Source organism: Pseudomonas sp. P7779, from assembly GCF_013386315.1.
Lineage (GTDB): Bacteria > Pseudomonadota > Gammaproteobacteria > Pseudomonadales > Pseudomonadaceae > Aquipseudomonas.
Window position 1 is genome coordinate 34,847 of the sequence record NZ_JACARZ010000034.1, and the last position, 18,169, is coordinate 53,015.

General features: G+C 61.0%; 19 protein-coding genes. 7 read left to right on the forward strand and 12 right to left on the reverse strand.

Going from position 1 to position 18,169, the window contains the following annotated elements:
- Window positions 1-30 precede the first annotated feature (30 nt).
- Window positions 31-1,182, forward strand: coding sequence for a patatin-like phospholipase family protein (locus HX869_RS11640; RefSeq protein WP_087694783.1), 1,152 nt, complete (start codon window positions 31-33; stop codon window positions 1,180-1,182).
- 140 nt (window positions 1,183-1,322) lie between these two features.
- On the opposite strand, the gene HX869_RS11645 is transcribed toward HX869_RS11640, so the two are convergent.
- The 8 genes from HX869_RS11645 to puuE all read right to left on the reverse strand — a co-directional run bounded on the left by HX869_RS11645 (window position 1,323) and on the right by puuE (window position 8,606).
- Window positions 1,323-2,108 carry an outer membrane protein OmpK gene (locus tag HX869_RS11645; protein WP_003209104.1) on the reverse strand — a complete coding sequence of 262 codons (786 nt, stop codon included), beginning with the start codon at window positions 2,106-2,108 and terminating at the stop codon, window positions 1,323-1,325.
- Window positions 2,105-2,500, reverse strand: a complete 396-nt coding sequence (locus HX869_RS11650; protein ID WP_134326009.1) for a hypothetical protein — start codon at window positions 2,498-2,500, stop codon at window positions 2,105-2,107. The genes HX869_RS11645 and HX869_RS11650 overlap by 4 nt, the downstream gene beginning before the upstream one ends.
- Before the next feature lie 43 nt (window positions 2,501-2,543).
- Window positions 2,544-3,896, reverse strand: a complete 1,353-nt coding sequence (locus tag HX869_RS11655; RefSeq protein ID WP_087694784.1) for a nucleobase:cation symporter-2 family protein — start codon at window positions 3,894-3,896, stop codon at window positions 2,544-2,546.
- Between the two features lie 196 nt (window positions 3,897-4,092).
- Window positions 4,093-5,400, reverse strand: coding sequence for a urate hydroxylase PuuD (locus tag HX869_RS11660; protein ID WP_178903113.1), 1,308 nt, complete (start codon window positions 5,398-5,400; stop codon window positions 4,093-4,095).
- A gap of 50 nt (window positions 5,401-5,450) precedes the next feature.
- Window positions 5,451-5,954, reverse strand: a complete 504-nt coding sequence (locus HX869_RS11665; RefSeq protein ID WP_003209110.1) for an ureidoglycolate lyase — start codon at window positions 5,952-5,954, stop codon at window positions 5,451-5,453.
- Between the two features lie 137 nt (window positions 5,955-6,091).
- Window positions 6,092-7,087 carry an allantoicase gene (gene alc, locus HX869_RS11670; RefSeq protein WP_003209112.1) on the reverse strand — a complete coding sequence of 332 codons (996 nt, stop codon included), beginning with the start codon at window positions 7,085-7,087 and terminating at the stop codon, window positions 6,092-6,094.
- An 80-nt stretch (window positions 7,088-7,167) separates the two neighbouring features.
- Window positions 7,168-7,683: a 2-oxo-4-hydroxy-4-carboxy-5-ureidoimidazoline decarboxylase gene (gene uraD, locus HX869_RS11675; protein WP_102606293.1), complete on the reverse strand. Its 516-nt coding sequence runs from the start codon at window positions 7,681-7,683 to the stop codon at window positions 7,168-7,170.
- Window positions 7,680-8,606, reverse strand: coding sequence for an allantoinase PuuE (puuE, locus tag HX869_RS11680; protein WP_008432189.1), 927 nt, complete (start codon window positions 8,604-8,606; stop codon window positions 7,680-7,682). The genes uraD and puuE overlap by 4 nt, the downstream gene beginning before the upstream one ends.
- A gap of 462 nt (window positions 8,607-9,068) precedes the next feature.
- On the opposite strand from puuE, the gene uraH reads away from it, so the two are divergent.
- Entirely contained in the window at window positions 9,069-9,422 is a 354-nt protein-coding gene (gene uraH / locus HX869_RS11685; protein ID WP_134326010.1) for a hydroxyisourate hydrolase, read from the forward strand.
- A gap of 130 nt (window positions 9,423-9,552) precedes the next feature.
- Here the strand turns inward: uraH and HX869_RS11690 are convergent, their stop codons facing one another.
- The 3 genes from HX869_RS11690 to HX869_RS11700 form a co-directional block, all read right to left on the reverse strand.
- Complete coding sequence (locus HX869_RS11690) at window positions 9,553-10,179, reverse strand: LysE family translocator (protein ID WP_008432192.1); 627 nt, start codon at window positions 10,177-10,179, stop codon at window positions 9,553-9,555.
- Between the two features lie 63 nt (window positions 10,180-10,242).
- On the reverse strand, window positions 10,243-11,589 hold the full coding sequence (locus tag HX869_RS11695; protein ID WP_177022157.1) for an NCS2 family permease: 1,347 nt from the start codon (window positions 11,587-11,589) through the stop codon (window positions 10,243-10,245).
- A 191-nt stretch (window positions 11,590-11,780) separates the two neighbouring features.
- Window positions 11,781-12,215 (reverse strand): MarR family winged helix-turn-helix transcriptional regulator, encoded by a 435-nt coding sequence (locus HX869_RS11700; protein WP_003212841.1) that lies wholly within the window; start codon window positions 12,213-12,215, stop codon window positions 11,781-11,783.
- 82 nt (window positions 12,216-12,297) lie between these two features.
- Between HX869_RS11700 and HX869_RS11705 the strand changes: the two genes are divergently transcribed.
- Together HX869_RS11705 and HX869_RS11710 are read left to right on the forward strand one after the other, a co-directional pair.
- Window positions 12,298-13,464: a PLP-dependent aminotransferase family protein gene (locus HX869_RS11705; RefSeq protein ID WP_134326011.1), complete on the forward strand. Its 1,167-nt coding sequence runs from the start codon at window positions 12,298-12,300 to the stop codon at window positions 13,462-13,464.
- A gap of 10 nt (window positions 13,465-13,474) precedes the next feature.
- Window positions 13,475-14,077 (forward strand): glutathione S-transferase family protein, encoded by a 603-nt coding sequence (locus HX869_RS11710; protein ID WP_008432197.1) that lies wholly within the window; start codon window positions 13,475-13,477, stop codon window positions 14,075-14,077.
- 105 nt (window positions 14,078-14,182) lie between these two features.
- Here HX869_RS11710 and HX869_RS11715 read toward each other — a convergent pair whose 3' ends face one another.
- The gene (locus HX869_RS11715; RefSeq protein ID WP_178903114.1) at window positions 14,183-15,079 is read right to left on the reverse strand and encodes a LysR family transcriptional regulator; all 897 of its coding nucleotides are present in this window, start codon (window positions 15,077-15,079) and stop codon (window positions 14,183-14,185) included.
- Between the two features lie 131 nt (window positions 15,080-15,210).
- Between HX869_RS11715 and HX869_RS11720 the strand changes: the two genes are divergently transcribed.
- Genes HX869_RS11720 through HX869_RS11730 form a run of 3 tightly spaced genes read left to right on the forward strand, consistent with a single transcriptional unit; the run spans window position 15,211 to window position 18,153 of the window.
- Window positions 15,211-16,503, forward strand: coding sequence for a CitMHS family transporter (locus HX869_RS11720; protein ID WP_003213142.1), 1,293 nt, complete (start codon window positions 15,211-15,213; stop codon window positions 16,501-16,503).
- Window position 16,504: 1 nt separating this feature from the next.
- Window positions 16,505-17,836, forward strand: coding sequence for an acyclic terpene utilization AtuA family protein (locus HX869_RS11725; protein WP_178903115.1), 1,332 nt, complete (start codon window positions 16,505-16,507; stop codon window positions 17,834-17,836).
- Complete coding sequence (locus HX869_RS11730; protein WP_087694789.1) at window positions 17,833-18,153, forward strand: hypothetical protein; 321 nt, start codon at window positions 17,833-17,835, stop codon at window positions 18,151-18,153. Before HX869_RS11725 ends, HX869_RS11730 begins: the two co-directional genes overlap by 4 nt.
- Window positions 18,154-18,169 lie beyond the last annotated feature (16 nt).

Consider the following 18,169-nt stretch of genomic DNA (forward strand, 5'->3'; position numbering starts at 1 on the left):
TGAAGTCCCCAAGCACCATGGAGTGATGCAATGCGCCCAGCTGAACCGGTCACAGGCTTGATTCTTTCCGGCGGCGGGGCGCGGGCCGCCTATCAGGTGGGGGTACTGGCGGCGATAGCCGAGCTGTTGCCGCCGGGCGCGGCCAATCCGTTTCCGGTGATCGTCGGCACCTCGGCCGGGGCGATCAATGCAGTGAGCCTGGCCAGTGGCGCCATGGACTTTACCGCCGCCATCCAGCGCCTGACCGCCTTCTGGCAGGGCTTTCGCAGCCACCTGGTGCTGCGCAGCGACTGGCCCGGGGTGATCAGCCAGGCCAGTCGATTCCTTATCCACAGCCTGCTGGGGATGGGGGCGCAGGTGCCAGTGGCGCTGCTCAACAGTTCGCCGCTGCGGGACTTGTTGCGCGACAAACTGCACCTGGAAGGCATCGCGCAGTCGATCCGCGAGAAACACCTTCATGCTGTGGCGGTGACCGCGTTCGGATACGAGTCCGGGCAAGCCGTGACCTTCTATCAGGGCGGCGGCACCATCGATGCCTGGTTGCGGCATCGGCGCATCGGCATTCCCACCCAATTGACCGTTGAACATTTGCTGGCCAGCTCGGCGATTCCGTTGCTGTTTGCGCCGGTCAAACTCGGCCAGGAATATTTTGGTGACGGGGCGGTGCGCCAGTCGGCGCCGATCAGTCCTGCGTTGCACCTGGGCGCCAGCCGCGTGCTGGTGGTGGGGGTCAGTGGCAACCCGCGCGGCAACGATCCATCGAACCCGGCGCGCACCTTCACCGGCCAGGAGCCGACGTTGGCGCAGATCGGCGGGCACATGCTCAACAGTACGTTCATCGACAGCCTGGAAAGCGATATCGAATTGCTCGAGCGCCTGAACCAGTTCAGCCACGTGTTGCCGGCCAACGCGGCGATACAAGGTTTGGCGCCAGTGGAAGTATTGGTGATCGCTCCCAGTCAGCCAATCGACGAAATCGCGGCACGTCACCGCCAGGAATTGCCGGCGGCATTGCGCCTGTTTCTGCGCGGGCCGGGGGCGACCAAAACCAGTGGCGCGGGTGTGCTCAGCTACCTGCTGTTCGAGGCGGGGTATTGCAGCGAATTGATCGAGCTGGGAAGGCGGGATGCGCTGGCCAAGCGCGAAGAGTTGCAGCGGTTCCTGGGCCTGACACCGGACTGAATGTGGGAGCGGGCTTGTGTGGGAGCGGGCTTGCTCGCGAATGCGGTGTGTCAGTCGCCAGATGTATTGACTGACCCACCGCATTCGCGAGCAAGCCCGCTCCCACATAAACCCGATTCCACAGGGGATAGGCGGTGTGGTTAGAAGTGGTACTTCACCAACAGGCTCGCAGTGTCCTGGTTGGTCTCGAACGCGCCGCTGTCCTGGATCCCGTACTTGTTCTTCCAGTAGTCGTATTCGATACCGACATACAACTGCTTCTCGCCCCAATGCAACGCCTTGCCCAGGTCATATTTGATCTGCGGGTTGAAGTGCAGGTTGGCGTGGTAAGTGCCGCGGGCGTTCTTGTCGTTATCCACCACCCAGTCCATGAAGCCGTCGATCAGCACATTGGAGTTGCCCACCGGGATCGTGTACGACCACACCGGTGTGATCTGCCATACGCCGTCACCCGGGCGATTGCCTTCGGTCTGGCGCTGGTAGAAGTTCAGCTGGAAGTAGTCGAAACCAGGGATTGCCAGGTCGAAGCCCGGGCCGAGCAAGTACGACTCGTTGTCGCCTTCGCCGAACTCGTAAGTGAACGCCAGCAACACGTCCTTGATCGGACCGAACGACAAGTCCTTGTCGAAAATCTTGCCGAACGACAAGCGTGGGCTGAACTCGCCGTAGTAAGTACTTGGGCCGACATTGCCGTCTTCCTTGCCGTTGTAAAAGATGCGGTCGAGGAAGAAGAAGTTGTCGCCGTACTTCCACGCGTCGGCGTGTTCGAAGGTCACGGTTTGCTGGATCTGCGGGTTAACAGTGAAGTTCTTGCCCCACAGATAAGTCAGGCTGTTGTTCTGCCACTGCAGCAGATCACCGGCCATGGCCTGGCCCCCGGCCAGCAGGGATCCTGCCAGCATCAGGCTGTTCACGGTACGTTTCATTCGGTTGCTCCCGAGGTAAAGGTTTCTGGTTTTTTTTCTAAGCGGACGCTCTGGTGTGGCGTCTTTTGGCTTGCCGCAAAAATCGTCTGTTCGGTCAGCTTTGATGCTTTTAGCAAGAGCTGCGCCAAGGTGTTTAAAAAGCCAAAAAATCCCCGTCGGCTGTGATGAACACAGTCGAATTCGGAGAGTTTTTGCACACGTTGGCTGCGGACGTGGGGCCGGGATAAGTTGGCCTTGCAGTCAGCTTTTACATTCGCTGTTTTTTTTTGAGTCGATTTGAGCGGGCGCCGAGAATACTGACTCCCAGGCCTGTGCTCAAGTGCGCCGTTAAAGAGCGCGCGGGGCGAGAATGGGGCACGGCGCGTGGCCGGCCCCGGGTGAATGGCGTACATGGTGTGTTCCCTGATCGTTATTGTTTTTGTTGTGACGCAGGAATCAATGTGGGTGTGCGTGAGCGCTTGGGGCAGCGCGTTCGGCGCCGCCCAGGATGTTGAATAACAGGTTCAGCGACAGCGCGCTGATAGTGGCCATGGCGATGCCGCTGTGAGTGATCGGGCTCATCCATAGCGGCAGCTGTGCAAAGAATTCGGGACGTACCACCGGGATCAATCCCATGCCGATACTCACCGCCACCAGCAACTGGTTACGACGGTCGGCAATGTCGGCTTCCTGGAGGATCTTGATCCCGGTGGCTGCCACCATGCCGAACATGGCAATCGCCGCGCCGCCCAGCACTGCGGGTGGAATCGACGCTACCAAAAAGGCGGCCTTGGGCAGCAGGCTCAGCACAATCAGGAACGCGCCGGCCACGATCGTCACCGAACGGCAGCGCACGCCGGTCATCTGCACCAGGCCGATGTTCTGCGCGAACGAGGAGTGGGTGAAGGTGTTGAAGAACCCGGCAAAAAAAGATGCGCCGGCGTCACACAACAGGCCACGGCGGAGCATTTTCGGCGTGACTTCCTGGCCGGTGATCTTGCCCAGGGCGAGGAACATCCCGGTGGACTCGACGAAGATGATCACCACCACCAGGCACATCGACAGGATCGGCGCCAACTCGAACTTGGGCATGCCGAAATGCAGTGGCGTCACCACTTGCACCCACGGGGCGCGCGCCAGGCCGCTGAGGTCGACCATGCCGATCATCCCGCACAGCCCGTAGCCGAGGGCCATGCCGATCAGCACCGAGATATTCACCCAGAAGCCGCGCATGAAACGGTTGATCAGCAGGATGGTGGCCAGCACCAGCGCGGCAATCGCCAGGTAAATCGGTGAGCCAAACGTGGACGCCGCTGCGCCACCGCCGGCCCAATTGACCGCGACGGGAAACAGCGAAAGACCAATGGCGGTGATCACGGTACCGGTCACCAGCGGTGGAAAGAAGCGCACGACCTTGGACATGAACGGCGCGATCACCATGCCGAAAAAACCGGCGGCGATGGTCGCACCGAAGATCCCCTGCAGACCGATGCCGGGCATGCCGGCCATGGCCACCATGCTGCCGACAGCGGCGAAACTGGCGCCCATCATCACCGGCATACGAATGCCTACCGGGCCGATACCGAAGGACTGGACCATGGTTGCGATGCCCGCCACCAGCAGGTCGGCGTTGATCAGGAAGGCGATTTCTTCACGGCTCAGGCCCGCGGCCTGGCCGATGATCAAAGGCACGGCGACGGCGCCACCGTACATCAGCAAGACGTGTTGCAGGCCTACCAGAATCAGTTGCAAGAGGGGCAGCCGCACCATGGCGGGCGCGGCAGGAGTCTGCGTTTCTAGCTGGGACATGCAACACCTCGGATCTTTTTATTGTTGTGTTGTTCGGCATTCAATTGCCGGGTGGAACTCATTCGTCAAAGCACACCGCAGATCCCATGTGGGAGCGGGCTTGCTCGCGAACGCGGTGGTTCAGTCACCTGAAGTGTTGAATGACACACCGCATTCGCGAGCAAGCCCGCTCCCACACTAGTCCTGCGTTAATCAGTCAGTTGGTACGCGCCCCCTGAGTGATCCAGGTGCCAATCAAGTCCCGTTCCTGCTGGGTCATCTGGGTGATATTGCCTAGCGGCATGATCTGGCTGGCCACGGCCTGTGCCTGGATGCGCGGGGCCATTTGCTGGATCTGCTGCGGCGTATCAAACATCACCCCGGCCGGCGCGGTGCTGAACAGCGGGCTTGTCGGTTTGGCCGAATGGCACACCGCGCAGCGCTCCTGGATCACCCCGTGGACCTTGTCAAAATCAATCGATGCCTGGGCCGGTGCTGCTTCGGCAGGTGCCGGTGCAGGTGCCGGTGCCACTGGAGCAGCCGGTTTAAGCCCGCCACCCAACGCCGTTTCCGGCAGCGGCTGGTATTCGATGGCCGCAGGAGCCTTGGCCACATCCGGTGCAGTCGCCACCGGTTTTGGGCCGGTCACGTAGGCCAGGCAAATCATCGCCAGTGCGCCCACCGGCAAGGTCCAGGCGTATTTCTGGCTGTTGTGACGGGTGTTGAAGTAGTGACGCACCAACACCGCCGCCACCGCGATACCTGCGAGGATCAGCCAGTTGTATTGGCTGCCGTAGGTGCTCGGGAAGTGGTTGCTGATCATGATGAACAGCACCGGCAAGGTGAAGTAGTTGTTGTGGCGCGAACGCAGCAAACCCTTGGCCGGCAGTGCCGGGTCGGGCGTGCGGTTTTCGGCGATGGCCGCCACCAGCGCACGCTGGGCCGGCATGATGATGCGGAACACGTTGCCCACCATGATGGTGCCGATCACGGCGCCCACGTGCAGGTACGCACCACGACCGCTGAACACCTTGCTGAAGCCGTACGCGGCGGCAATCAACAGCACGAACAGGATCAGGCCGAGCAGGGCGGGGCGCTTGCCCAGTGCCGAGTCGCACAGAAAGGAGTAGATGAACCAGCCGGCCAACAGCGAGCCGAGGCCCAGCAACACACCTTCCGGACCGCTGAGGCTGCTGCCCGGGGCCAGCAGGTACAAAGTCGGGTTGGCGTAGAACACCACGCACAGCAGCGCGATGCCGGACATCCAGGTGAAGTAGGCTTCCCATTTGAACCAGTGCAGGTTGTCCGGCATGGTCGGTGGGGCCAGTTTGTATTTTTCCAGGTGGTAGATACCGCCACCGTGGATCGCCCACAAGTCACCGGCGAGGCCGTCCTTGGGGTTCACGCGGTTGAGGTTGTTTTCCAGCCAGACGAAGTAGAACGAAGCGCCGATCCAGGCGACGCCGGTGATCATGTGAACCCAGCGCACGCTCAGGTTCAGCCATTCCATCAAATGTGCTTCCACAGTCTTTACCTCTCGCCTGTCACTCTGTCGTCGAGTGATCAGACCTTCTCTTATTGGTGGGGGGCGAGGATCAACCGCTCATCCTCTTTAAAAAAATGCTCATCGCAGTTATTGCCTGTGCCACTGCGATCAACCACCAGGAAGTCATCCCGCTTTTCGATCGTCAGCACCGGGTGGTGCCAGACGCCGCGATGGTAATTAATGCCCTGCCTGCCGTTGGTAACGAAGGCGCGGACCAAGCCCGATACAGGTTCATCGCCAAGTGGCGCGACCACGATCAGAAAGGGGTTGCCGAGCAGCGGGATGAAAGCCTGGCTGCCCAGCGGGTGTCGTTCCAGCATGCACACGGTCAGCGGCATGTCCTGCGCGTCGGCGCGGAAGATGCTGATGATCGCGTTATCTTCTGGCGTGGCGGTTTCAACCGTCGCCAGTTTATGAAAGCGCATGGTCGACCCGTTGTTGATCATGAAGTGATCGCTGCCATCGGTTTCGATAACGTCTCCGAAAGGGGCGAAGGCTTCTTTGGTCAGGGGTTCGATCATCAGTGTGCGCATGGCTGTCTTCTTAATCTTGTGTATGGATCGTTCCCACGCTCTGCGTGGGAACGCCGCCCTGGACGCTCTGCGTCCGCTCTTGTGACGCAGAGCGTCACGGTATGCATTCCCACGCAGAGCGTGGGAACGATCGGGTGTTACTTCGAGACCTTACCGAGAACCCGCAGGCGGCTCACACCACCATCCGGGAACACATTCAGACGAATGTGGGTGATCGGGCCCAGCGCCTTGATCTGCTCGGCAAACGTGTGTTCAGCGTGCATTTCCAGTTTCTGCGCCGGCAGCAGTTCGCGCCAGAACAGCGATTGGGTTTCGATCTGGCTGTCGGTGCCGCCCTTCACGAACGCGCCCTGGATCGAGCAAGTGTCCGGGTAGTTGCCCTTGAAGTGCAGGGTGTCGACCACGATCTTCTCGATCTCGCCCGGGTGGCCCAGTGCGACGATCACCCAGTCATTGCCCGGCGTACGACGACGTGCGGTTTCCCAGCCGTCGCCCATGTTGATGCCACGGCCCGGGTTGAGGATGTTGCTCATGCGCCCGAAGTGTTCATCGGAGCAGGCCAGTGCGCGGCCGCCGTTCAATGCAGCAGCCAGGTCCACCTGTTCGTTGTCGCCCACCGCCGACCAGTCGCGGAACGGAATGCCGTACACACGCAGACGGGCCACGCCACCATCCGGGTAGATGTTGAAACGCAGGTGGCTGAAGGCCTGGTCGTTGTTGATTTCGTGGAAGTGATGGCTGTTGCCTTGCAGCTCCACCGCCGACAGCACTTCAACCCATTGGGTGTTGTCATCCGGCTCGCCGGACGCCAGGAAGCAGGCTTCCAGGGACGCCGATGGCGGGAAGTTGCCGGTGAAGAATGAAGTGTCGATGTCCACGCCTTTGATCGAACCCGGTACGCCCAGGCGGATCACGGCGCTGTCGTAGCCTTCGAAGCGCTTGCGGCGCGACTCCCAGCCGTCCATCCACTTGCCGTTGTCATCGAAAACGCCCTCCTTCCACACGGCCGGGGTCGGCTGGAACAGGCGGTTGGCGTCGGCGAACCAGTCATCGGTGACAGAGATGATCTTTGTGCCCAGGCGGGCGTCGGCCAGGTTGACGAACTTTTCGAAAGGTACGGGTTGCGCTTTCATTCTTCTTGTCTGCCTTAAAGTAAGTGGCTTGGGATGCTCGCCAGGCCCTGGGCGTTCATGAATCGCTCGGGCCAGGTCTGCTAAAGGGTCAGTAATCGGAACAACGCGATTTTATTGATCTCGGCCAGCGCACATTTGAACTCGGCTTCCACCGAGTTGTGAATGCGCGTTTCAAACGCGGCAAGGATCTGGTGCCGGTTGCTGCCTTTTACCGCCATGATGAAGGGAAACTTGAACTTGGCCTTGTAGCCATCGTTCAGCTCGGTGAAGCGCGAAAACTCGTCGCTCGAGCATTGGTGAATACCGGCGCCAGCCTGTTCATTAGTGCTGGCTTCGGTCAACTGGCCCTGGACGGCCGCTTTGCCCGCCAGGTCCGGGTGAGCGTTGATCAGGGCCAGTTGACTGGTGTGATCGGCGCTCAACAGGATGTCGCTCATGCGCTGGTGCAGGGTTTCAATCTCGTCGATCGAAGCGTCCTGGCCCAGGTCGAAGGCCTTTTCGGCCACCCATGGCGAATGTTCGTAGATGTCGGCGAAGGCTTTGACGAATTCGTCGCGGCTCAGGGTCGACGGTTTCAGGGTTTGGAACGCGGTCATTTGGCGGCTCCCTGGAAAGGGTGTACGTCATGCCAGTGACGGGCGATGTCGACGCGGCGGGTGAACCACACCTGATCATGGCCCTTGGCGTATTCGATAAACCGCTTGAGGGCGGCCAGGCGTGCCGGGCGGCCGATCAGGCGGCAGTGCAAGCCGATGGAGAGCATTTTCGGTGCGTCCGCGCCTTCGGCATACAGCACGTCGAAGGCGTCTTTCAGGTATTCGAAAAAGTCGTCGCCCTTGTTGAAACCCTGGACCTGGGTGAAGCGCATGTCGTTGGTGTCCAGGGTGTAGGGGATCACCAGGTGCGGCTTGCCGGTCGGGTTGTTGGGTTCCCAGTAGGGCAGGTCGTCGTCATAGGTGTCGCAGTCATAGAGGAAGCCGCCTTCCTCCATCACCAGCCGCCGGGTGTTGGGGCCGGTGCGGCCGGTGTACCAGCCCAGTGGGCGCTCGCCGGTGAGTTCGGTGAGGATGCGGATCGCTTCGAGCATGTGCTCGCGTTCCTGGGCCTCATCCATGTATTGGTAGTCGATCCAGCGGTAGCCGTGGCTGCAGATCTCGTGGCCGGCGGCGACCATCGCGCGGATCACATCCGGGTGACGCTGGGCGGCCATGGCCACGGCGAAGATGGTCAGCGGGATATCGAATTCCTTGAACAACTTGAGGATGCGCCACACGCCGGCACGGCTGCCGTATTCGTACAGCGACTCCATGCTCATGTTGCGCTCGCCTTGCAGCGGTTGCGCCGAGACCATCTCGGACAGGAAGGCTTCCGACTCTTTGTCGCCGTGCAGGATGTTGCGCTCACCACCTTCTTCGTAGTTGAGTACGAACGACAGGGCGATACGGGCCTTGCCCGGCCAGTGTGGGTGAGGAGGGTTACTGCCGTAACCGATCAGGTCGCGTGGGTAGTCAGCGCTCACTGCAGTCTTCCTTCTTGTTCGTGGTAGCGGTGTGTGTGGCGGCCGGGCAGCGGAAAGACTGGGTGGCGTCACAACGATGACTGATTGTATACAACTTAGTGTGCACTTTGTAAGCCTGTATTTCTGCATTTTTTCCGCAAGGTCTTTGCAGAATAGCACTGCAAGAAACCTGCCTGACTGGTCAGCTAAATTGAAAAAAACCTCGTTCACTGTAGGAGCGAGCTTGCTCGCGAAAAACCTGAGAGCGCCTCGTTAACCCTGAAGCGCTGCGTTATCGTTAACGATCTTCGCGAGCAAGCTCGCTCCTACAGTATCGGCGTCAGCAACGGAACGCAGGCTTGTTGAATTTATTGTGTACAATTTTTTTGAAAAGTGTCTTAATCAGCCATCGCCGGCTTTTTCAGTGACCTGAAAAGGTGCGGTCTTTCACTTTTTACTGACTTCGGGAGGCGCGCAGACGCTATGGGACGTTTGACCACACACGTATTGGACGCCGCGCATGGCTGCCCTGGCAGCGCAATCAAGGTTGAGTTGTACCGTGTCGAGGGCGCACAGCTTGAGCTGGTCGCCAGCACCCTGACCAACAGCGACGGCCGCTGCGATGCACCCCTGCTGCAAGGCGATGACTACCGCAGCGGTGTCTATCAGTTGCAGTTCAACGCCGGTGATTACTACCGCGCCCGCGGTGTGCAACTGCCCGAACCTGCATTTCTCGATGTGGTGGTGCTGCGCTTCGGCATCAGCGCCGAACAGGATCACTACCACGTGCCTTTGCTGATTTCGCCTTACAGCTACTCCACCTATCGCGGTAGCTGAGTCGTCACCGCGCTTCACACCCCCAAAGCTCTTCGTTGGTTTTTCGCCCGCTCACACTGCGGGCTTTTTTTCGCCTGCTGATTGCACCATAAAGGCGGCCCCGATCTTCAGTGCGATCGGGGCTGGATCTTCAGCGGCTCAATAGCGACGCAGCGCCGGCGCCTGTGAACAAGCCCGCACTGATCCGGTTGAACCAGCTCTGGCCCCTGCCGCTGCGCAGGTAGCGCGCGGCACCATGGGCGCCGAGGCCGTAGGCCAGTTTGCACAGCAGGTCGAGCACGGTCCAGGTGGCGATCATGATCAGCAACTGCGGCAAAAAGGCCTGCTGGGCACTGAGGAATTGCGGCAGGAAGGCGGCGAAAAACAGGATGTCCTTCGGGTTGCTGGCGCCCAGCACAAAGGCCCGGCCAAACAGCGCACGAAAACGCGGGGTGGCGGCCACTTGCGGTACGTCGGCGACGTGGGCCGGTTGCCGGGATTGCTGCCAGCTCTGCCAGGCGAGGTAGAACAGGTACAGCGCGCCGACGATCTTCAGGGCGCTGAACAGCTGTTCCGATGCCAGCAACAACGCACCCAAACCCAGCGCCGAGGCGCTCAGCAGGCAGATGGAAGCAATCACCCCGCCGAGAAAGGCCGGGTACGAACGGCGCAGGCCGTAGTTCAGGCTGTTGCTGATCATCAGCAAGGACAGGGGGCCGGGGATCAGGATCACCACCAGCGCAGCGCCGCTGAACAGCAGCCAGGTTTCCAGACTCATTGCATTCCTCCATTCGTACAAAAGCCCCACCCGACGGGGTGAGGCAGGGTCAAGCGGGTTGGCCTACAGGAACGCGAACTTGGCGATGAAGATCGCGCAAAGCACCCACAGGCTGATGGAAATTTCCTTGCGTTTACCCGTGCCGGCCTTCAGCGCCACGTAGGTGATGAAACCCAGGGCGATGCCGTCGGCCACCGAGAAGGTCAGGGGCATCATGATGGCCGTGACGATCGCCGGAATGCTGTCGGTGGCGTCGTCCCAATTGATATGGGCCATGCCGCTCATCATCAGCATCGCCACATAGATCAACGCGCCGGCGGTGGCATAGGCCGGAATCATGCCAGCCAGCGGGGCAAAAAACATCGCTGCGATAAACAACACGCCAACCGTAACCGCCGTCAGCCCGGTGCGGCCACCAGCGGCAACCCCGGCGGCGCTTTCCACGTAACTGGTGACTGGCGGCACGCCGACCATGGCGCCGAACACGCTGGAGGCGCTGTCGGCTTTCAGGGCGCGGGAGAGGTTTTCGATCTTGCCGTCGGCATTCACCAGGCCTGCACGCTGGGCCACGCCCATCAAGGTGCCGGCGGTGTCGAACATGTGCACAAACAGGAAGGCGAACACCACGCTGATCATGCTGACGTTGAACACGCCCATCACGTCCATGGCCATCCAGGTCGGCGCCAGGCTTGGCGGGGTGGCCAGGATGCCGTGGTACTCCACCAGGCCCAGGCCCCAACCGGCGAGGGTCACGGCGATGATGCTGATCAGGATCGCGCCGAATACCCGGTGGTAGCTGAGGATCGCAATCAACAGGAAGCAGATGGCCGCCAGCAATGGGGCGGGTTCATGCAGGGAGCCGAGCTTGATCAGGGTGGCCGGGCTTTGCACGATGATGCCGGCGGTTTTCAGGCCGATCACCCCGAGAAACAATCCGACGCCGGCGCCCATGGCATGGCGCAGGCTCACCGGAATGCTGTTGAGCAGCCACTCGCGAATGCGTGAGAGCGTCAGGATCATGAACAACACACCGGAGATAAACACCGCGCCCAGTGCCGTCTCCCAGTTGTAGCCCATGGTCCCGACCACGGTGTAGGTGAAAAACGCGTTCAGGCCCATGCCCGGCGCCAGGCCTACTGGCCAGTTGGCGTACAGGCCCATCAGCAGGCAACCCAGCGCGGCGGCGATGCAGGTGGCGACAAACGCCGCGCCGTGATCGATGCCGGCGTCGGCCATGATGTTGGGGTTGACGAAGATGATGTAGGCCATGGTGATAAAGGTCGTGAGGCCAGCGATCAGCTCGGTCTTCACTGTGGTGCCATGCAAGCGGAGTTTGAACAGGCGTTCCAGCCAACCGTTGTGGGTTGGCGAGAGGTCGAGCGTAGGGGCTTCGGATTTGCGGCTTTCCACAGCAAGTACTCCTCAAGAGTTTTATTGTTATTTCCAGCGCCGGACACATGAGTGGGCAGCAGCGCTTTGAGGTACCAGCGGGTTTTGTTGACCAATAGGTCAGGAACTCGCACGAAGCGAATTATGCTTTTGTATACAAATAAAGCAAATAATGTTTTCTATTTTGTGTGCGAAAGGGGATGAAAGGCAATTCAGGATTGGCCACTGAGTGCCTTGTTTACCGCCAGCCAGCCTTCTACCGCCGTCTCGCCTGCCTCGGCAAACGCCCGTTGCAGCAGCTTTACCTGTTCGCGCCGCAGCGATTGTTCGAAACGCCGGCCTTCCTCGGTCAACTCCAGCAGGCGCTTACGCTTGTCGGTCTCGGACGCCACGCTGTCCACCAGGTGCATTTCCTGCAGTTGGCGCAACGGCATATTCAGCGCCTGTTTGCTCACGCCGAGCAGTTCCAGCAGCTCCTTGACGCTCAAGGCCGGGTAGCGCGCGATAAAAAACACGATGCGTTGATGCACCCGGCTCAAGCCGCGGCGCTCCAGCATTTCGTCAGCCTTGGCGGTGAACGCCTGGTAGCCGAAGAAGAAGGCTTCCATGGCGGTTTGCTGGCTGGTCTGGTTTTTAAGGTCAAGCATATTGACGTATCTGCCCAAGTCGTCGTAATTTCGGTCAAGCAGTTTGACGTATTTTCCCCAGGCTTTGCTACCGGTGACCCTTATGGCCTTCTCAGAACGTGTTTCGCGTCTTAAAAGTTCCCTGATCCGTGAAATCCTCGCGGCGGCGCAAAAGCCGCAGGTGATGTCCTTCGCCGGTGGCCTGCCGGCCGAAGTGATGCTGCCCACGCTGGATTGGGAAGGCATGCCGCTGAATATCGGCCAATACGGCATGAGCGAAGGCGAGCCACAGTTGCGTGAATTGCTGGCGGCCGAGGCGCGGGTGCTGGGTATTGCCTGCGATGCGCGCCAGGTCATGGTGGTCAGCGGCTCCCAGCAAACCCTGGACCTGGCGGCCAAGCTGTACATCGACAAGGGCACCAAAATCCTCCTGGAAGGCCCGACTTACCTTGCGGCATTGCAGATTTTCCAATTGTTCGGCGCCGATTGCCTGACCGTACAGCTTGAAGCGGACGGTCCGGACCTCAGAGCCTTGCGCAGCAGCCTTGAGCAGCATCGCCCGTCCTTCGTCTACCTGATCCCGACGTTCCAGAACCCTTCGGCGGTGCGCTACAGCGATGCCAAGCGCGAGGCCGTCGCCGCGTTGCTGGACGAGTTTGGCGTAACCCTGATCGAAGACGAACCCTACCGCGAACTGACCTTCGACGGCGGCAGCGCGCAACCCATCGTCAGCCGGCTGAAAAAGGCCAGCTGGATCTACACCGGCACCGTATCCAAGACCTTGTTGCCCGGCCTGCGGGTCGGCTACCTGATCGCCAGTCCGGACCTGTTCCCGCACTTGCTCAAACTCAAGCAATCAGCCGACCTGCACACCAACCGCGTTGGCCAGTGGCAGGCGATGCAATGGATCGGCACCGAGAAATACCAGCATCACCTGGTAGCGTTGCGCAGCTTTTACCGGGGCCGGCGCGACGCTTTCCAGGCTGCACTGGCGCGGCATTTCAGCGACCTGGCCGACTGGCAAATACCCCAGGGCGGATTATTCTTCTGGCTGACCTTGAAACAGCCGCTCGATACCCGCACCTTGTTGGCACCTGCGCTCGACCAGGACATCGCGTTCATGCCCGGTGAACCGTTCTTTTCCGAGCCGGACAATCATCACGGTCACCTGCGGCTCAATTTCAGCCATATCGACCCGGCGCGCTTGGACGAAGGTCTCAAGCGTCTCGCTGCGGTGGTCCGTCAAGCACAGCACGCGCAAGCGGCATAGGGGAGCCTCCATGTACAAGGTCTACGGCGATTACAAATCGGGCAACTGCTACAAAGTCAAACTCATGCTCAGCCTGTTGGGCATCGACTATGAGTGGATCGATGTCGACATCCTGAAGGGCGACACCCAGACCGCGGAGTTCCTGGCCAAGAACCCCAACGGCAAAATCCCGGTGCTGGAGCTGGAAGACGGCACCTGCCTGTGGGAGTCCAATGCGATTCTCAACTTCCTGGCCGATGGCAGCGAGTTCCTGCCCAGCGAACCGCGCCTGCGCACCCAGGTTCTGCAGTGGCAGTTTTTCGAGCAGTACAGCCACGAGCCGTACATCGCGGTGGCGCGGTTTATCCAGTTTTACCTGGGGCTGCCGGAAGATCGCCTGGAGGAATACAAGAAGCTGCACAAGGGCGGTTATAAAGCCCTGAAGGTGATGGAGCGCCAGTTGCAATTGACACCGTATCTGGTGGGCGACCAATTCTCGATTGCCGACGTGGCGCTGTATGCCTACACCCATGTGGCGGATGAAGGTGGCTTTGACCTGAGCGCCTATCCAGGCGTGCAGGCGTGGTTGAAGCGCGTGGCCAGCCATCCCAAGCATGTGCCGATGCTGGGCTGAAATGCGGTCAAAAATGTGGGAGCGGGCTTGCTCGCGAAAGCGGTGGATCAGCCAACCTATGCATTGGCTGACACACCGCCTTCGCGAGCAAGCCCGCTCCCACATTTAGTTTTGCGGTGCGCCAGGTAATTCTTCACTGAGCAACTCAAAACAGCGCTGCGCCGCTGGGCTCAACGGCTGTCCACTGCGACTGATCAACCCGATCTCCCGGTTCACCCCCGGATGATCAATGGTAATCCGCTTCAACCCCTCCAGACTGTCCGCCGCCGATTCCGGCAACACACTGATCCCCAAGCCCTGCCGCACCAACGCCAACACGGTCGACATGTAGTTGGCCTCCATCCCCGCGAGCATCGTCAGGCGTGTTTCATCGAACAACGCGTCCACCTGTTCCCGCACGCTGCTGTCGCGGCCGGTGAGGATGATCGGCTGGTCGGCCAGTTGCTCCAGGCTCAACTTTGCAAAACGAGTCAGCGGATGATCCAGCGGCACGAACGCACATAACCGATCATTCAGCACCGGTACAAACCCCAACCCGTGGCTCAGCCGCGCCCGCACACCAATACCGAAATCCACCTCGCCCGAACGCACTTGCGCATGAATGCGGTGAGCAACCAGGTCATGCAAGCGCACCTCGATCCCGGCAAAACGCTCGCGAAACAGGCGCAGGGCGGGAGGCAACGCGCCGGCGCACACGGAGGGCAGGGCGGCGATGGTCACCACGCCTCGTCGTAGCGCTGCCAGGTCACGGGAGCCGGTGACGATGTTGTCCAGGTCCAGCAACAGCTTCTCCATCGGCCCGCGTGCATCCAGCCCGGCGGCGGTGATGCTGACGTGGCGCGGGCTGCGGTCGAGCAGCGCGACGCCCAGCCATTCCTCCAGTTGTTGCACCTGCACGGTCAGCGCCGAGGGCGACAAATGCAGTTCGTTGGCGGCCTTGGTAAAGCTGCCCGTGCGGGCAACGGCGAGAAACGCCTGGATATGCTGGATCGAATTTTTCATTTTTATTTTGCTCGAGCGTTTTGTTTTTTCGAATGTGGAGTGCCGAATATTCCAATTTACAAAGCCTAACGCGATTCCAATACTCCAGGGAAAACAATAACCGGCCGAAAACGCCGTTCTGGAGCTACCCCATGCTCGCTACCCTGGGTGTCATCACCATCCTGTGCCTGCTCACTGCCGTCATGAGCAAACGCCTGTCGCCACTGGTGGCCCTGATCGCCTTGCCGATCATCGCCGCGCTGCTGGGCGGTTTCGGCCTGCAAACCAGCGCCTTCATCATCACCGGCATCAAGAACGTCGCCCCCGTGGTGGGGATGTTTGTGTTCGCGATCCTGTTCTTCGGGATCATGACCGATGCCGGCATGCTGGATCCAATCATTGATCGCATCCTGCGCACGGTAGGGACGCGTCCTACAAGGATTGTCGTCGGTACCGCGACCCTGGCCCTGCTGGTGCACCTCGACGGCTCCGGCGCGGTGACCTTCCTGGTGACGGTGCCGGCGATGCTGCCGCTGTACACGCGGCTGGGAATTGATAAACGCATCCTCGCGTGTGTGGCGGCGATGGCGGCCGGGGTCAACTTCCTGCCGTGGACCGGCCCGGTACTGCGTTCCTCGGCGGCGCTGCACGTGCCGGTGGCGGACTTGTTCCAGCCGCTGATCCCGGTGCAGATCGTCGGCCTGGTCTTTGTATTCGCCTGCGCCTGGTGGCTGGGCCACCGGGAAGAAAAACGCCTGGGCCTGGGCGCTGGTTCCAGCGTGGACGCCGTGCCGCAACGGGTGCTCAGCGACGATGACATTGCCCTGCGTCGCCCGCGGCTGTTCTGGGTCAACCTGGTCCTGACGGTACTGGTGATGGTGGTGATGATCGCCGGTTGGGTCGACCCGGTGGTGATGTTCATGCTCGGCACCGTGGTGGCGCTGTGCATCAACTACCCGAACGTCGACGCCCAGCGCGCGCGGATCGACGCCCACGCAAAAACCGCCCTGACCATGGCCAGCATCCTGCTCGCCGCCGGTGTGTTCACCGGCATCATGCAAGGCACCGGCATGCTCAAGGCCATCGCCGAAGTGGCGGTGGCGCAGATTCCGGCGGGCCACGGCAAGTTGATCCCTGCGGTGGTGGGCTTCCTGTCGATGCCGCTGAGCATGCTGTTTGACCCGGATTCCTACTACTTCGGCGTGATGCCGGTGATCGCCGAAGTCGGCAAGGCCTTGGGCGTCGACCCGCTGCAAGTGGCCCAGGCCTCGTTGCTGGGCGTGCACACCACCGGCTTTCCGGTCAGCCCGTTGACGCCGGCGACCTTCCTGTTGGTGGGCCTGTGCAAGATCGAATTGGCCGATCACCAGCGCTTCACCATCCCCTTTCTGTTTGCCGCGTCGGTGTTGATGACTCTGACGGCTTTGCTCCTGGGAGTGATTTGAAATGAAAACCTTGCGCATCGGTTCCGGCGCCGGCTACTCCGGCGACCGTATCGAACCTGCGGTGGAATTGGCCGAACAGGGCGACCTGGATTACCTGGTCTTCGAATGCCTGGCCGAACGCACCATCGCCCTGGCGCAACAGGCGCGGATCAGCGATCCACAAGGCGGTTACGACCCGCTGTTGAGTGAGCGCATGCGCCGCGTGCTGCCCTTTGTCGGCCGGTCCGAAGGGCGCCGACGCCTGCGGGTAATCACCAATATGGGCGCGGCCAATCCGGTGGCGGCGGCGGTTGAAGTGCGGCGGATTGCCAGTGAATTGGGGCTTAACCTCAAGGTGCTGGCGGTGGTTGGCGACGACGTGCTTGAGACCTTGCGTGCCCAGCCGGAGCAGTTGCTCGACAACGGTCAGACCCTTGGCTCGTTGGGCGAGCGGTTGATTTCCGCGAACGCCTATTTGGGCGCCGACGGCATTATCGACGCCTTGCGCGCCGAGGCCGACGTGGTGATCACCGGCCGGGTCGCAGACCCTTCGTTGTTCCTGGCGCCGCAGATGTTCGAATTCGGCTGGGCTGCGGATGATTGGCAACGGCTGGGGCGCGGCACGCTGGTGGGGCATTTACTGGAATGTGCGGGGCAGGTCAGCGGCGGCTACTTTGCCGATCCGGGTTTCAAGGACGTGGACGATCTGGCACGCCTGGGCTTTCCATTGGCCGAGATTGACCCAGACGGCGAGGCCTTGATCACCAAGGTCGCAGGTTCCGGTGGGCGGGTCAGCCGTGCCACGTGCACCGAACAATTGATCTACGAAGTGCACGACCCGGCGGCCTACCTCACACCGGACGTGTGCGCGGATTTTTCCCAGGTGGCGTTTACCGAAGAAGCCGTGGACCGGGTGCGTGCCCACGGCGCGAGCGGACGGCCACGTCCCGAAGCGTTGAAAGTCAGCGTCGGTTATCTGGACGGCTGGATCGGTGAGGGGCAGATTTCCTACGGTGGCCCGGGCGCGGTCGCTCGTGCGCAACTGGCTCGCGATGTGGTCCTGAAACGCTTGGAGTTGACCGGTGTGCGCATGCAGGACGTGCGTGCCGAATTGATCGGCGTCGACTCCCTGCACGGCCCGCGCAGCACGGTTGAACCGTGGGAAGTGCGCCTGCGCATCGCCGCCCGCTGCGCAGAACGCAGCGAGGCGGTGCGTGTCGGCAATGAAGTGGAAACTCTCTACACCAACGGCCCGTCCGGCGGCGGTGGCGCCAGCAAGAGCCTGCGCCAGGTGGTGGCGGTGGCATCGTTGCTGCTGCCTCGTCACGCGGTCAACCCGAGGATCGAAGCATGAAGTTGCACACCCTGGCCCACTCCCGAACGGGAGACAAGGGCGACACCTCGAACATCTCGATCATCGCGTATCGGGCCGAGGACTATCCGCTGCTCTGCGAGCAACTCACGGCTGAGGTGGTGGCGGCGTTTTTTGCGCCGTTGCTGGAGGCGGGTGCCGCACCGGTGCGGCGTTATGAACTGCCCAATGTGCAGGCACTGAACTTCGTGTTGCCGGGGATCCTGCGGGGCGGGGTGACGCGGTCGCTGGCGCTGGACGCCCATGGCAAGTGCCTGGGCTCAGCATTGCTGGATCTTGAATTGGCAATACCAAACTAATGTGGGAGCGGGCTTG